The following is a 15,516-nucleotide window of genomic DNA, read 5'->3' on the forward strand; positions in this document are numbered from 1 at the left end:
GTAATTTATTCTGCAAATTTTGGATTCGAGATAAAACGTTTATCTGATAATGTTTTCAGGAACGCAATGATGGATTGTTTTTCCTGGCTGTTCATGGCAATTCCAACATGCCCGTTCTGTTTCAGCTGGGGATCAAGATTGGGATTATCTTCCACCTGATCTGAATAGAAATTGAGTACTGCCTCTAAGGTGTAAAACCTTCCGTCATGCATATAAGGAGCAGTATATTCCACATTCCTTAAGCTGGGGACACGGAATTTCATCCAGTCTGTCTGATTAAGGGTAACCCTGTAACGTCCGGCATCTTTGAATTCTGTATTGTAATACATTCCTGTATTTCGAAAACTTTCATCAGTAAACAGTTCTCCGCTATGGCATGAAGCGCATTTCTGTCTGAACAATACCATTCCCTGAGATTCTGCCGAAGTAAGCTGCTCTTTTCCCTGTCTGAATCTGTCATATTTTGAATCCGCAGAGATTAAAGAAGCCATAAACTGTGATAATGCTTTTAAAATTCTTTCGCCGGTAATGGTTTCATCTCCATAAGCTTCTCGGAACAGTTTTTTATATTTCTGATCATCTTTTATTTTCGAAATCGCTTCCGGTATAGAGCTGTCCATTTCATTCACATCTGTAATCGGGCTGATGGGCTGTTCATTCAGATTATGAATCACACCGTCCCACATATATCTTTTCAAAAAAGCCATATTCTGAATGGCTGGCGCATTCCGGATTCCTATTCTGTCATCCACGCCATGGCTTACGGTATGGCCGTGATGAGTAAAAGCATTTTCCTGGATATGGCAGAAACCGCATGAAATGGTATTATTCCTGGACAGCCTGCCTTCATAGAATAATTTTCGTCCCAGCTCCACTCCGTTTTTTGTCACCGGATTGGCCGATTGATCGAAAGTCATTTCCGGGAAATAAGACGGAAACTGCAGATTGTAGGCTTCGTCCTTTTCCAGCGGTTGTATCACCTCATCAGAACATGAAATAAAGCTTAATACGAATACAAGCAGCACCAGTATTGTTTTGATAAAAAAATTAATCATTGTGAACGTGGTCTACTTTGAACATTTTTGTAAGATTATTGGTAACGTCTACCAAATGCTGGTTGGAACCCATCAGCATGTCATTGGCTGTGGTAAGAGTAAGGGGTTTGTCTCCGCTCAGAAACTGGTTCAGATCCGCAAGAATATGAACTGAAGGACGAATTTGTCCTGTTACTCTGGCTGTTGTTGGAAAGTTTAATGTGATTTCACGGTAAAGATCCGGAGTATTATTGGCTGTGGTATTCCCCATATTTCCGGTATGATTCATGAATTCTTTTGATGCAGCATCTGTTCCATATTTCCCTTCCAGTTTTACAAAAACATATCCTGCTGCCCATGACCAGGACATTCCTTTCTGCTTGGCCTTCGTCCAGAATTCAGCCTGTCCGTCCTGTCCTAATAAATAGGCTTTCTGACTGATCCCTAAACCGAATCTTATTTTTTTATAATTGTTTTTCGGAATGCCATCCAGATTAAGGTAGATAATTCCGGCTACGGCATCTGCCTGATCGACAATAAATGCACCTTTATCAGGATTGTTTTCATTGTATTTAAATTCATTTCCATTTTCATCTATCAATGCGATATTACTGATGACGTATTTCAGAGCAGAAAAATTATGTTTCTGACCGTTGGAAGAAGTCTGAACGGTCTGATTCAGGACAATGTCTCCTACGTTATTAAATCCATTTTCAAACTTGATCTGAAGTTTTCCTGGTGCAGTATCCTGTGGGTTATCATCATCTCTGCTGTTTTCGCACGCTGTAAAAGAGAATAAAATAAAGGCAATACAGAATAGTGATAAAAATTGAGAAATTTTCATTGTTGATTTTTTAAGTTGAATGCAATTTTGAATGTGTTATTTTGAATGTGAAAAACATTCTTTTTACCGTAAAAGACACAGAAGTTTTTACACTTAAATTTTTTAAGTGATAAGCCGTATGTATGATAAGAACACTTAAGCTTTTGTGGCTTTTGTGGTTGAATAGTGATAGTTTTAACTTAAAAAACCGGTGGTTTGAAAATATGGGTCAGAAACAGAAAAGAATAGGCTGTTTCGTAAGTGAAGTTGAAATTGAAAAACGGTCGTCTTTCCGTAGCATTAATCGCTGTAGTTTCAGGAAGGATATAAATATCAAGAATTTTCTGTCCTGAGTTTTTGAGTTTCTGAAAAGGGGAAGATTCTGAATCATTAGCTTTGGCCAATTCTTTACTCAGGTAACATTTTCCATTACAGTGAATCTCGGGTCTGTTTTTATTAATACAGAGAACCTTAACGATATAATCATAATTTACAGCATACTCTACCACAGGCACTAAAGGCCTTAGCACCATATAAAAAGTAAAAAGTATGCTGTAAAACAATTTCATGAGTTTATTTCTTGTTTATCGCTTCGTCATATCTTCTGCTGATTTCTTTCCAGTTGGTAACATTCCAGATTGCGGTAAGATAATCTGCTCTTTTATTCTGATATTTTAAATAATAAGCATGTTCCCAGACATCAATTCCGAAGATAGGAGTTCCTTTTTCTTCTACAACATCCATCAGAGGATTGTCCTGATTTGGAGTTGATGAAACGAATAGTTTTCCGTTTTTATCTACAGAAAGCCACGCCCAACCGGAACCGAAACGGTCTGCTCCTGCCTTAGACATTTTTTCTTTAAAAGCATCCATACTTCCGAAAGTTTCATTGATTGCTTTTGCCAATTTTGCAGAAGGCTGGGTGTTTTTCTGAGGGGTAAGAACCGTCCAGAACAATTCATGATTGTAATGTCCTCCGGCATTATTTCTTACTGCAGCAGGCAGTTTTGATACATTGGAAAGAATCTGAAACAACGTTTCTTTTTCCTGTGGAGTGCCTGCAATGGCTTTATTCAAATTGGCTGCATAAGCTGCACCATGTTTTGAATAATGAATTTCCATCGTTTGGGCATCAATATTTCCTTCCAGAGCATTATAAGCATACGGCAGAGGAGTCTGCTTAAACTGAGCCAGTACAAACTGAGCCGCGAAAACTGCACTTAAGGCAGCTATTTTCATAATCTTCATAACGTTTTTGTTTATGGTTGAACAATGTTTTCTATTAGTTGGAAGATGGGAGATGGAGGCTGGAAGTAATGAATGCGGTAACATAATTTCTTCAGCTTCTATTTACCTTTACAGCCATCTCAAAAATCGCCAGAGCTGCATCGTCCGGAATAACTTCCAGCTTCAAACATCCAGCTTCCCTCTTCTCTATTTCAATAATTTCTTAATATCCTCAATCAGAATTTCCCTGTCGGGATGATATTTTCCTGTGAGCACAGGAGTTTTACCTTCCGGATCTCCGTAATTCAATCCTGAATAATAAAGGATCGGCATATTTTCTTTATTATATCTGCAGCGGATATTTCCGTCCTGATCTACCAGAGCGATCATTCCACTGTGGTTCAGGCTTTCTCCTTCATCTTCTTTATCGCCAACGTAGATATTAAATTTATCCGCAAGATCACCAATATAGGTACGGTCTCCGGTCAGGAAATGCCAGTTCGGGGATTTTGCTCCTATTCTTGCAGCATGTTCTTTCAATGCTGCAGGGGTATCATTTTCCGGATCAATACTGATAGAGATAATACCGAAATCTGGGTCATTAATCTGGTTTTGGATGGCTTTCATATTGGTATTCATCACCGGGCATATGGTAGGACATTTGCTGTAGAAAAACTCAACAAGATATACTTTTCCCAGCATGTCTTTATTGGTGATTTTTTTACTGTTCTGATCAGTGAGTTCAAAATCCGGAACTTTCATCACAGTGTAAAGATTCTTTTAAAATAGCCCATTCCTATGCCAATTCCCAGGAAAAGCAATGCAAATAACGCAATAGGAATGATTACCTTACTTTTATTATTGGGCTTCTTATTTTTGGGCATATTTTTCAGGATTTTTTTGAATTCACCTTTGCAGTACACACTGCAAAAACCGTACGTTTTATTCTTATATACCGCAGTATCTTTTAGAGATCCGGCTGTTTTCATATGGCAGACAGGATCTTCTTCGTTCACGACCTGAACATTTTCTATTTTCTTTCCGGAAGAGTCCATGTGGCTTGCATGCTTTACCTTAGGGGTTTCTTTGGTGCATGACAGCAATGATACCGACAGCACAGCAGCCGAAATAACGAGATATTTCATTGTAATGGTAAATTGAGATTAATAATGTTAAAATAAATTATAACACAAAACACAGCTTAAACTTACGGAATGATAAGCCTGATAAACACAGAATTCTTTAAGAACTTATGTATTTTTTACCGCTTACAATCGTTTATTGTATTGTGCAGTGTGTTTTCAATGATTGTATAAGTAAAAGCTTTTAAGAACTTCAACTTACAAACTAAAAGTATAGTTTAAAAATAAAATTAAGCTAACGGAGGATGGAATATCCTTGAAAAGTATTCTGAAGAATGAGAATTAAAGTAGCTTGAATCCGGAACCTCAGTAAGTAATTCTGAGTTCAGCTGTGAGGAAAATGAAAGAATATCATGAGATACAAAGACATCTAACCCGGCCATCTTTATCGTTTGAGAACTATTGGACTGTTTTTCTGTTTTGGCCAGTTCTTTTTCCACATAGCATTTCCCGTTACAGGTTGATTGCGGTACATTTCTGTTCTCACAAAGGTTTTTAACAATATAATCATAGTTCACAGCATAGTTTACCAGTGGCAAAACAGGACGTAATGCAACGGTAAAAATGATGAATATGGAAAGTATTAACCTCAACGATGTATTCTCTGTTACAAATATACTACTTCAAAATTGTTTTATCACAGATTTATGATCAATGTCATTATGGCTATCTACTGTTACCTATAAAAATCACAAAACTGTGCCTGTCACCGGTATAATATTATTCCGAACTTTGAGTGAGACTTAGACCTAAATAAAAATTTAGTTCTTTATATACAATTTAATCTTGTTGATAAAAGCTTTGCTGATGTTTTTGGCAGAGCTTTTTTAAATTCTTTGTTTTGTTGGAATCTCAAAGACGCAAGTTTTTTTAATGTTTGTAATGCTGGTGTTGCTTATCTCTCAATTCGGGGAGATTGATTTTTATAGAGATTCCTGCGGAATGACAAGCTGTGTGTATTATTCTTTGTGCAATTGTCAGCCACATAGTTTAATCATATAGTTTATACAGAAAGTAAAGGCTGTCCCTTTGTCACTCCGTAGGAGTCTCAACTGCATAATACGGATTTATACGGAATGGCTTGCATGATATTAATTAAAAAACAAAAGCCCCACTGTAGACCAGCAGAGCTTTTATTCAATATAATTGAGTTGTGTTTATTATTTGCTTCTTAAAATTTCATCCTCTGGATTCTCACTGCATTTAAAATAGCGAGCAGCGCTACTCCTACATCGGCAAAAACCGCTTCCCACATGGTGGCCAGTCCTCCGGCTCCCAGGACAAGAACGACTGCTTTTACAGCAAAGGCAAGGATGATATTCTGCCAGACTATTTTTTTCGTTTGTTTCCCGATGTTGATCGCCATTGGGATTTTACCTGGTTTATCATCCTGAATGACTACATCAGCTGTTTCAATGGTGGCATCACTTCCTAAGCCTCCCATTGCGATGCCCACATCACTTAAAGCTACTACAGGTGCATCGTTGACTCCGTCTCCTACAAAAGCTACGGTTTGGTTTTTAGCTTTGATTTCTTTAACCTTGTTTACTTTATCTTCAGGCAGCAAATCTCCGAATGCATTGTCAATTCCCAGCTGGTCTGCTACATATTTCACTACAGTACCTTTATCACCACTCAGCATCGTAGCTTTTACATTCATTTTGTGCAGATTGTCTACAGTTTCTCTGGCATCTTCTTTTATACTGTCTGCAATCGTGATATATCCTGCAAATTTTTTATCGTACGCTACCGCAATTACCGTGTACACAATATTGGCATGGTTGATATCATAGCTGATATTGAATTTATCCATCAGCTTAAAGTTTCCTACCAGAAGTTCTTTACCATTAATGGTTGCTTTCAATCCGTGCCCGGCAATTTCTTCTACATTTTCTAAAGGAATGGCGTGATCAATATCTCCTACATAATTGTGAATAGCTGTCGCGACAGGGTGGGTACTTTTACTTTCAAGGGCATTCACCATCTGCAGGATTTCCTCTTTATTAAATTCAGGGCTCATACTTACTTCCTGAACTTTGAATACACCTTCAGTCATCGTTCCCGTTTTATCCATCACTACATTCTGGATTTCTGCAATACTATCCAGGAAATTACTTCCTTTGAATAAGATCCCGTTTCGGCTTGCGGCACCAATGCCTCCGAAATATCCTAAAGGAATTGAAATTACAAGGGCACAAGGACAAGAAATTACAAGGAAGATCAATGCTCTGTACAGCCAGTCCCTGAACTGATAGTCATTCACAAAGAAATAAGGCAGTAAACAGATTCCTATAGCCAGAAATACTACAATTGGAGTATATACTTTCGCAAATTTTCTGATGAATAATTCTGTAGGTGCTTTCTGAGCGGTGGCATTCTGAACCAGCTCAAGAATTTTGCTAAGCTTGCTGTCTTCGTAAGCTGTATTTACTTTAACTAAAGCAATACTGTTCATGTTAATCATCCCGGCAAGAACCAATTCACCTTTACTTTTGGTATCAGGTTTACTTTCTCCCGTTAAAGCTGCCGTGTTGAATGAAGCAGAGTCTGAAAGCAGTTCGCCATCCAAAGCCAGTTTTTCACCGGGTTTCAGCTGTATGGTGTCTCCAATTTTAGCTTCTTTAGCTTTTATTGTTTTAGGCTGGTTATTTTCCATCACCGTTACCTCATCGGGGCGCTGATCCAATAAAGCTTTTATGTTTCCTTTGGCTCTGGTAACCGCCATAGACTGGAATACTTCTCCTACGGCATAAAACAACATCACCGCTACTCCTTCAGGATATTCTCCGATGGCAAAAGCTCCGATAGTGGCGATACCCATCAAAAAGAATTCTGAGAATACATCTCCCCTGATGATACTTTTATAAGCATCTTTCAATACCGGGAATCCTACAGGAATATAAGCTGCCAGAAACCATACCAGACGTACCCAGCCGGTAAACCATGCGGGTTTTATATAGTTATCAAAGGCAATTCCCAATAATAAGATGATAAAGGATATAATCGCAGGAAGAAACATCTGGAAGACCGTCTGATCTCCTGAATCGTGAGAGTGATCATGGCCATCGTGGTCATGTCCGTCTTCATCCGAGTGGTTATGTTTGTGTCCTTTTGTATCTGGTTTTTCCGGGGTTGTACTACAGCATTTTTCCATAACTGATATTTTTTATACAAATGTAAAGATGTGACTGATGCAATGCTATTGCAAACTTTCAAGACAGTTTTCGCAGATTCCTTTGGCAAATAACCGTATTTCATCTATCCTGAAATTGGTCTGTATATTTTCAGGGAAGGAGATATCTTCTTTGCAGGTAGTCTGTTTGCATATTTTACAGTAGAAATGCAGGTGCCAGTCTTTGTGTGTTTTTTCGTCACAATCATCTTCACAGAGCTTGTATTTCGTGGTTGTATTCTCCTGAATGCTGTGAACAATTCCTTTTTCTTCAAAGGTTTTCAGTGTTCTGTAGATGGTGATTCTATCAGCATTGCCGAAATGATTTTCTATTTCAGAAAGGGACAAAGCAGCTTCCTGAGAGCTTAAGAAATCATATACCAGAATCCTCATGCTGGTAGGTTTGGTATTTTTATCAATGAGCTTATGTTCTATGTCTTTTTTCATTGTACGCTTTTAAAATTTTACAGATGTACTTCATTTTCTTCATAACCTTCCTCTTCTATCTGAAAAGTTGTATGACTGATTTTAAAATGATTCACAGTTTTATCTGTCAATGTTTTTAATAATTGATTCTGGGAATATCCGTTCTCTTTTACAACATGTGCACTCATTGCATTCACACTGGATGTCAGCGACCATACGTGCAGATCATGAACATCTTTTACTCCCGGAATTTCTTCTAATGATTTCCGGAGTGCATGAATATCCACATCTTTAGGAGTTCCTTCCAGCAGGACATTAATGGCTTCTTTCAACAGCCTCCATGTTCTTGGGAAGATCAACAGTCCGATGGCAGCTGAAATTAAAGGGTCAGCATAGTACCAGCCGGTTGCCAGCATAATCACGCCTGCAATCATTACGCCTATTGAAGTAAGCATATCTGAAAGGACTTCAAAATAAGCTCCTTTCATATTGAGACTGCCTTCCGAGTCTTTTCTCAGGATCATCATTCCGGCAATATTGACAATCAATCCTATTCCTGCAACGATCAGCATCGATTTACTTTGTACTTCAGGCGGATTCTGAAATCTCTGGTATGCTTCAAACAAAACGTAGATTGAAATTCCCAGCAATACAACAGCATTCATTACTGCTGCCAGTATTTCAGTACGGTAATATCCGTATGTTCTGGAAGGATCTGCTTTTCTCTCTCCAATTTTGATGGCTATAAATGCCAGCAATAATCCTACCACATCAGTCAGCATATGGGCTGCATCGGCCAGTAATGCAAGACTGTTGGTCAATATCCCCCTATTACCTCAGCAATAAGATAAGTTCCGCTAAGGCAGAGTACAATCAGCAGGCTTTTTTTATGTCTGCTTCCTGCAGAAACCGTTTGTGTTGGTATGTTTTCCATAGGGTGTATGGTTTATTTACATTTCATAATACAATGTATTTTCTTTTTGGGCGGAACATTCTGCTCACCCGTCATCTGTCTGATATTGATCTCTATGGTCTGTGCCAGAGAAGTCACCGGAGTATCTACAGGGCCATTTTCAAACGGATCCTGCATAATGATGGATGTTTTTTCAATAGCAATGAATGTCACCGGAACCAGGAAAGTGATTGCAATTTCTACCAGCAGCTGTGAATCATCAAGCCCAAACGGAAGTATAGCGGCAAAAACATAGATCAAAATATGGACTAAAACACTGTAAGAACGCGGGAAAACCGTATTCTTCAGTCTTTCACATTTTCCCATACTGTCGCAAAGTCTTGTAATGATATCGTTCAGCTGCATCTGCTGGAAATCGGTCAATCCTTTGGATGCTGCAATTTCTTTCAGCTGTCTGGAGTGTTCATCCAGCATTGCATTGGGAATGTTAACAGCTTTGATCTGATGTTTATCCAGATATTGTTGTACTTTTTCAGAAAAAGGAAGTTTTCTCAGCGATTCTCCAAGCGCATAGGTCCAGATGATCTGTCTTTCGGCAAAACCTTTTATGGTTTTATCATCTCCGGCAGGCATAAACTGAATGACCAGTCTCACAAAAGTTCTGGAATCATTGACAATGGCTCCCCAAACGGTTCTGGCTTCCCACCATCTTTCGTAGGACTGGGAAGTCCGGAATGCCAGCAGCAGGGATACTGCTGTTCCCAGCAATGCAGGGATATTCAAAGGCAGCGAGATCTTACGAAACCATGGCAGCTCGTCCAGAAGACCGATCGCTATGGCAAATATTCCGATGAACAGAATTTGGGTTTTTATTTCACGGATGAAATACCAGACTGATATTTTTTTGTTCAGTAACATAATCAGGTCATTTATTAAAAATTCGGTGAGATACTCTTTACTTTTTTCCTGCCGTTTTTATTCAATAAAAATTCCGTAAACAGCTCTAATGTAAGGATAAAAATTGACATTTTCCAGATTCCGGATGCTTTCATTAATGTTCGTGTTCCCCGGAATTTACCAGTTTTGCGTTCACGAAAAAGGCTCCTTTCACCACAATCTTTGCATTGTCCGGAATATTTCCTACCGGGGTAATCGCAGTATATCCCATATCAGTCGTTCCTTTTACCACTTCTATTTTTTCAAAATTTAAGGTTTTCGGATGAGGTTTTCCTTTTTCCTCATGCTCTTCTTCTACTTTTTTATCGGTCTGAATAAACACGTAATATTTCCCGTCTGCTTCTACAATGGCTTCTGTAGGTACTGCAGGAGTTGTACTTTTATCAAGGCTTACAATTCCGGTAATGTTCATTCCGTCGATTAATCCGGATTTGTTCCCTATCACTTCACAATGCATAGAGATGGTTTTACTTTCGTTCTCAAAAGAAGATCCTATGCTGTAAATTCTTGCATCATATTCAGTTTCCGGGTTGTTGGTCAGTTTAAAATGAACAATCTGCCCTACTCTCATTTTAGGAAGATCTTTTTCAAATACCTGAAGATCAAGATGAATAGAGCCATTATCAATTACTGTCGCCACCGGAGAGGAAATATCAACATAACTGCCGATCTGTGCCGTAATACTGCTGATCGTCCCGCTGATAGGTGCTGTAATCACCAAACCGGATTTCATGTTTCCATTACTGACTTTTCCCGGGCTTATTCCCATCATCTGGAGCTGTTTCAAAAGGGAAGCCCTTTTTGTTCTTAATGTTTTCAGCTCAGCATCGGCACTCTGAAGGTTTTTCTTCGCTCCTGCATCATTATCAAAAAGCTCTCTCTGTCTTCTGTACTCCTGTTCTGCATAGGTAATTCTGCTGTTGGTAGTCAGATAATCTTCCTGAAGCCGGATGTATTCCGGGTTGGCAATGGTGGCAATCACCTGCCCTTTTTTTACAATACTTCCCACCTGAATATTGATGGTTTTGATGATGCCTCCATACAGGGAGGTAATGGTTGCTTTATTACTGTTGGGTACACTCAGCAAACCGTTGGCTTTTATCGTAGAGGTAAGCTCTTTCATTTCTACAGTTCCCAAAGCAACTCCTACAGATTTCATTTGTTCTTCTGTAAGAGAAGCTATGTTTTGAGGCTCCCCGTCATGGCCTTTTTCGGACTGCTCGGTTTTTACATCAGCATTTTCCGTTTCCTTTTCCTGTTTTCCGCAGCTTATGATCGAAAGGGTCGTGACTGCAAGATATATGATATTGTGTTTTAGTTTCATATTATTTATTGATGATTGAATTAATAGTAACGACAGATTGGTTCACCTGCTGGATAGATTCCAGGTATTTTAACTGAATATTGGTTGCAGTCTGCAGGGCAAAAAGATATTCTACATAGGAAATTTCCCTGTTTTATATCCTAGCTGAGCTGCTTTTACAATTTTTTCAGCATTCGGAAGTGCCTGATTCGTGTAATATTCATACTGCTGTAAGTCCTGCTGATACTGACTGAATGCATTTTCCAACTGTGCAGAAAGCTGTTTTTGCTGCATTTTCGCATTGGTTTCGGCGACCTGTTTTTCATATTCCAGCGCCTGTATTCTTGCTTTTGTAGCTCCAAATGTCAATGGAATAGCTACTCCTACTGTTGCTGACTGAAAACGCTTTCCGGAATTATAAAAATTCTCCTGCCCGTTGATGGTATGGAAACCTATCAGGGATTGATTGGTATATCCCACACTGAAATCGGGAAGTCCCAGCGATTTTTCAACTTTTTTGTTTTTCTCGGCAATCTCCATTTCCTGGTAAAAGGCTTTTACAGTGGGATTGTCAGCTACCACGGTACTGTCGAGCACACTTTCTGCTTTCAGAGGAATATAGTCTTTATTAAACGGTACTTCAATATCTTCTGAGGTGTTCATAAGGGTTTTTAAATTCTTATAAGCATTGTTCAGAAAGACTTCATTTTGTCTGAGCAGGAGATCAATTTCTCCTTTCTGAGTTTCTGCGGTACTGATTTCAATCTTTTTGATATCACCTGCTTTGAATCTTACGGTTGCAATTCTGATAAATTCCTCATAATATTGGTCCAGGCTGGTCAGCTGGGCTTTATTATACTGAAGGTATTCGATCTGATAGTAGTAGGTACGAACCTGTTTTACCAGTTCATTCGCTGTGATTTCTTTATCAATCTGCCTGCTTTTAATATTCTCATTGATCAAGTCTTTTCTTGCTTTAAAAAGTGTTGGAAAAGGGATACTCTGCGAAATCGCAAACGACTGGTCAAACTTCGGACTGTTGTATTGTCCAAGCTGTGCTTCAAAACTTAACTTAGGAAGTTCTTTGGCCGTGGGCCTTAATGCTTCGGCGGATTTAATACTTAAATCTTTTGACTGTAAAGTCAGATTATTATTCAACGCCTGCTCTACTGCCTGTTCTACAGAAACCGGTCTGGACTGTGCTTTGAAAGTCTGTCCCAGCATTATGAATCCTACAACAAGGATCGCAGTAAACATTCCCGTATTATTATTTTTTCTTTTCAAAATCTTTGTGTTAAAAATGACATACAGCATCGGCAAAACGAATAATGTAAGGAAAGTAGCTGTCACCAAACCTCCGATCACTACTGTGGCAAGAGGTTTCTGTACTTCCGCCCCTGCTCCGGTGGAAATAGCCATCGGCAAGAACCCTAATGAAGCTACTGTAGCCGTCATTAATACAGGTCTCAATCTGGTTTTTGTTCCTTCAAATACCCTTTTCAGAATATCGGTTTCACCCTCTTTTTCTAATTGGTTGAATGTTCCGATCAAAACAATTCCGTTCAGTACTGCTACTCCGAAAAGAGCAATAAACCCGATTCCGGCACTGATACTGAATGGCATATCTCTTATCAAAAGCGCAAATACACCACCAATAGCACTCATAGGAATCGCAGTAAAGATCAATGCCGCCTGTTTGAACGAACGGAATGTAAAATACAGCAGCATAAAAATAAGAAGTAATGATACCGGAACAGCAATCATCAGGCGTTTACTCGCTTCCTGCAGGTTTTCAAACTGTCCTCCATAGGTAAAGTAGTAACCGGAAGGAAGTTTCACTTTATCCAGTTTTGCCTGAATATCCTTCACCACACTTTCCACATCACGGTCTTTTACATTGAAACCTATCACAATTCTCCGTTTTCCCTGTTCTCGGCTGATCTGCGCCGGTCCAAGTTTGTAACTGATATCAGCCACCTGTGATAATGGAATCTGAGCTCCGCTGGCAGACGTAATCATCAGGTTATTCACATCCGAAATGTCTGTTCTGTGAAGGCTGTCGAGACGGACTACCAGATCAAAACGTCTCTCATTTTCAAAAACCTGACCGGCAGCTTTTCCGGCAAAGGCTGTGCTTACTGCATTATTGACATCTTCGATATTCAATCCGTAATTGGCGATTCTTGTTCGGTCATACTGTACATTGATCTGCGGAAGACCACTTACTCTCTCAATCTGAGGCGCTGTAGCTCCATCCACGGTCTGAATGATTTTCCCAACTTTATCTGCATACACAGCTAATGAATCAAGGTTTTCTCCGAAAATTTTCACAGCAACATCCTGTCTGATACCGGTCATCAATTCATTGAAACGCATCTGGATAGGTTGGTTTTTTCAAAGAATACTCCAGGAATCGTTTCCAGCTTTTCACTGATCTCATCGGCCAGTTCATTGTAGGATTTTTGGTTTTCCATTCGCTTTGCGGTTTTAATACCACGATCATATCTGTAGCTTCAGGGGGCATCGGATCTGTAGGTACCTCAGCAGAACCGGTTTTCCCGACTACCATTTTCACCTCATCAAACTGCTTGATAATCCTTGATGCCTGCATGGAGGTTTCTATACTCTGACTTAATGAGCTTCCCTGCGGTAAAATACAGTGGAAAGCAAAATCTCCTTCCTGCAGCTGCGGAATAAATTCCCCACCCATATTCTTGAAAATAAAAGCGGAGATAAGAAAAACCACAGCAGTCACTGAAACAATCATATATTTTACTTTGATCGCTTTCTGCAATAATGGCTGATATACCTTTTGCAGGCGGTTCATCATTTTATCAGAAAAAGTTTCTTTGTGGGATATTTTCTTGGATAAAAACAGGGCACTCATCATCGGAATGTAGGTCAACGACAGAATCAATGCCCCCAAAATGGCAAAACCTACTGTTTTAGCCATTGGAGTAAACATTTTTCCTTCTACGCCAGCCAATGTAAGAATCGGGATGTATACGATAAGAATGATGATTTCTCCGAAAGCGGCACTACTTCTGATCTTTGATGCAGAAAGAAACACTTCTTCATCCATTTCAGACTGTGTCAAAGCACGGACAGATTTTCTTACGCCTAAATGATGCAATGTGGCTTCTACAATAATTACAGCACCGTCAACAATCAATCCGAAGTCAATGGCTCCAAGGCTCATCAGATTGGCACTTACTCCGAAAACATTCATCATTCCTAGCGCAAACAGCAAGGAAAGCGGAATGGCTGAAGCCACGATAAGTCCCGCTCTCAGGTTTCCAAGAAAAATCACAAGAACGAAAATAACGATCAAAGCTCCTTCGATCAGGTTTTTCTCCACGGTATTGATTGCCCTGTCTACCAGATCTGTCCTGTCAAGGAATGGTTCTATCACCACATCATCCGGAAGAGATTTCTGAATGGTGGGAATTTTTGCTTTAATATTGCTGACCACTTCATTACTGTTGGCCCCTTTTAGCATCATCACTACTCCACCTACAGCATCTACTTTTCCGTCATAGGTTAATGCACCATAACGGACAGCACTTCCTAAACGGACATCGGCTACATCCTTTATAAAAATCGGAACGCTTCCTGTTTCGTTTTTAACAGCAATGTTTTTGATATCCTCAAGTGAAGTTACCAAACCAATTCCACGGATAAAATAAGCATTCGGCTTTTTATCAATGTAAGCTCCTCCTGTATTCTGATTGTTTTTTTCAAGAGCCGTAAATATTTCGGTGATGCTGGTTCCCATTGCTTTCAAACGATTGGGGTCGATAGCCACTTCATATTGCTTTAATTCACCCCGAAACTGTTGATCTCCGCCACTCCCGGTGTTCCGTTTAACTGTCTCCGGACGATCCAGTCCTGCATGGTACGGAGTTCCTTGGCATTGTATTTCTTCTCGCTTCCTTTTTTAGGGTGAAGAATATACTGATACACTTCCCCAAGGCCTGTACTTACGGGAGCCAGCTCAGGAGTTCCTACCCCTTTGGGAATTTCTTCCACTGCATTTTTCAGCTGTTCATTAATGAGCTGTCTCGCAAAGTAAACATCTACATTTTCTTTGAACACCACTGTAATTACAGAGAGCCCGAATCTTGAAATACTTCTTGTTTCCTGAATATCGGGAACATTGGCAATACTCTGCTCAATGGGAAAAGTAACCAGCTGTTCCACTTCCTGCCCCGCCAATGTAGGGCATACGGTAATAATCTGTACCTGATTGTTGGTAATATCCGGCACCGCATCTATGGGTAATCTGGTAGCACTCCAGGTACCCCAGATGATCAGCACCAGGGTCATCAAACCAATGATTACCTTGTTTTTGATACTGAATCTTATAATTTTATCTAACACAATTTGTATTTAATTTTTATTGAAAAATGAATGCATACAGCGTATAATACTGCAGCAAAAATATCCTGAAAACCTCTGCAATGGTATTGCAAAGTTTCAAGCACAGATAACTATCAGAAAGCAAAACTTTCTGAAAATC

10 protein-coding genes and 3 pseudogenes are annotated in these 15,516 nt (G+C 39.5%); all 13 read right to left on the bottom strand.

Annotated features, from left to right (window positions below):
• Positions 1-5 precede the first annotated feature (5 nt).
• The 13 genes and pseudogenes from OWR28_RS20965 to OWR28_RS21025 all read right to left on the bottom strand — a co-directional run bounded on the left by OWR28_RS20965 (position 6) and on the right by OWR28_RS21025 (position 15,377).
• Positions 6-1,055 (bottom strand): cytochrome c peroxidase, encoded by a 1,050-nt coding sequence (locus OWR28_RS20965; RefSeq protein ID WP_332388354.1) that lies wholly within the window; start codon positions 1,053-1,055, stop codon positions 6-8.
• Positions 1,048-1,878, bottom strand: a complete 831-nt coding sequence (locus OWR28_RS20970; RefSeq protein WP_332388355.1) for an MbnP family protein — start codon at positions 1,876-1,878, stop codon at positions 1,048-1,050. Before OWR28_RS20970 ends, OWR28_RS20965 begins: the two co-directional genes overlap by 8 nt.
• A gap of 179 nt (positions 1,879-2,057) precedes the next feature.
• Complete coding sequence (locus tag OWR28_RS20975; RefSeq protein WP_332388356.1) at positions 2,058-2,426, bottom strand: hypothetical protein; 369 nt, start codon at positions 2,424-2,426, stop codon at positions 2,058-2,060.
• A gap of 4 nt (positions 2,427-2,430) precedes the next feature.
• Positions 2,431-3,105, bottom strand: a complete 675-nt coding sequence (locus OWR28_RS20980) for a superoxide dismutase (protein WP_332388357.1) — start codon at positions 3,103-3,105, stop codon at positions 2,431-2,433.
• A gap of 186 nt (positions 3,106-3,291) precedes the next feature.
• Complete coding sequence (locus tag OWR28_RS20985; RefSeq protein ID WP_332388358.1) at positions 3,292-3,846, bottom strand: SCO family protein; 555 nt, start codon at positions 3,844-3,846, stop codon at positions 3,292-3,294.
• Complete coding sequence (locus OWR28_RS20990) at positions 3,846-4,229, bottom strand: hypothetical protein (RefSeq protein WP_332388359.1); 384 nt, start codon at positions 4,227-4,229, stop codon at positions 3,846-3,848. Before OWR28_RS20990 ends, OWR28_RS20985 begins: the two co-directional genes overlap by 1 nt.
• Before the next feature lie 227 nt (positions 4,230-4,456).
• Positions 4,457-4,819: a hypothetical protein gene (locus OWR28_RS20995; RefSeq protein WP_332388360.1), complete on the bottom strand. Its 363-nt coding sequence runs from the start codon at positions 4,817-4,819 to the stop codon at positions 4,457-4,459.
• A gap of 578 nt (positions 4,820-5,397) precedes the next feature.
• On the bottom strand, positions 5,398-7,380 hold the full coding sequence (locus OWR28_RS21000; protein WP_332388361.1) for a heavy metal translocating P-type ATPase: 1,983 nt from the start codon (positions 7,378-7,380) through the stop codon (positions 5,398-5,400).
• A gap of 45 nt (positions 7,381-7,425) precedes the next feature.
• A complete protein-coding gene (locus OWR28_RS21005) occupies positions 7,426-7,845 on the bottom strand; it encodes a Fur family transcriptional regulator (protein WP_332388362.1) in 420 nt (139 codons plus the stop codon).
• A gap of 17 nt (positions 7,846-7,862) precedes the next feature.
• A pseudogene (locus OWR28_RS21010) lies at positions 7,863-8,758 on the bottom strand (cation diffusion facilitator family transporter).
• 16 nt (positions 8,759-8,774) lie between these two features.
• Positions 8,775-9,655, bottom strand: a pseudogene (locus OWR28_RS21015) (bestrophin family protein).
• Positions 9,656-9,788: 133 nt separating this feature from the next.
• Positions 9,789-11,018 carry an efflux RND transporter periplasmic adaptor subunit gene (locus OWR28_RS21020; RefSeq protein WP_332388364.1) on the bottom strand — a complete coding sequence of 410 codons (1,230 nt, stop codon included), beginning with the start codon at positions 11,016-11,018 and terminating at the stop codon, positions 9,789-9,791.
• A 1-nt stretch (position 11,019) separates the two neighbouring features.
• A pseudogene (locus OWR28_RS21025) lies at positions 11,020-15,377 on the bottom strand (CusA/CzcA family heavy metal efflux RND transporter).
• Between the last annotated feature and the right edge of the window lie 139 nt (positions 15,378-15,516).

This window comes from Chryseobacterium sp. 1B4 (assembly GCF_036631475.1).
GTDB lineage: Bacteria > Bacteroidota > Bacteroidia > Flavobacteriales > Weeksellaceae > Chryseobacterium.

Excerpts from the sequence above, each read along its gene's own strand:
- OWR28_RS20965 (WP_332388354.1), bottom strand. The coding sequence starts at position 1,055 with ATGATTAATTTTTTTATCAAAACAATACTGGTGCTGCTTGTATTCGTA.
- OWR28_RS20970 (WP_332388355.1), bottom strand. The coding sequence starts at position 1,878 with ATGAAAATTTCTCAATTTTTATCACTATTCTGTATTGCCTTTATTTTA.
- OWR28_RS20975 (WP_332388356.1), bottom strand. The coding sequence starts at position 2,426 with ATGAAATTGTTTTACAGCATACTTTTTACTTTTTATATGGTGCTAAGG.
- OWR28_RS20980 (WP_332388357.1), bottom strand. The coding sequence starts at position 3,105 with ATGAAGATTATGAAAATAGCTGCCTTAAGTGCAGTTTTCGCGGCTCAG.
- OWR28_RS20985 (WP_332388358.1), bottom strand. The coding sequence starts at position 3,846 with ATGAAAGTTCCGGATTTTGAACTCACTGATCAGAACAGTAAAAAAATC.
- OWR28_RS20990 (WP_332388359.1), bottom strand. The coding sequence starts at position 4,229 with ATGAAATATCTCGTTATTTCGGCTGCTGTGCTGTCGGTATCATTGCTG.
- OWR28_RS21000 (WP_332388361.1), bottom strand. The coding sequence starts at position 7,380 with ATGGAAAAATGCTGTAGTACAACCCCGGAAAAACCAGATACAAAAGGA.
- OWR28_RS21005 (WP_332388362.1), bottom strand. The coding sequence starts at position 7,845 with ATGAAAAAAGACATAGAACATAAGCTCATTGATAAAAATACCAAACCT.
- OWR28_RS21020 (WP_332388364.1), bottom strand. The coding sequence starts at position 11,018 with ATGAAACTAAAACACAATATCATATATCTTGCAGTCACGACCCTTTCG.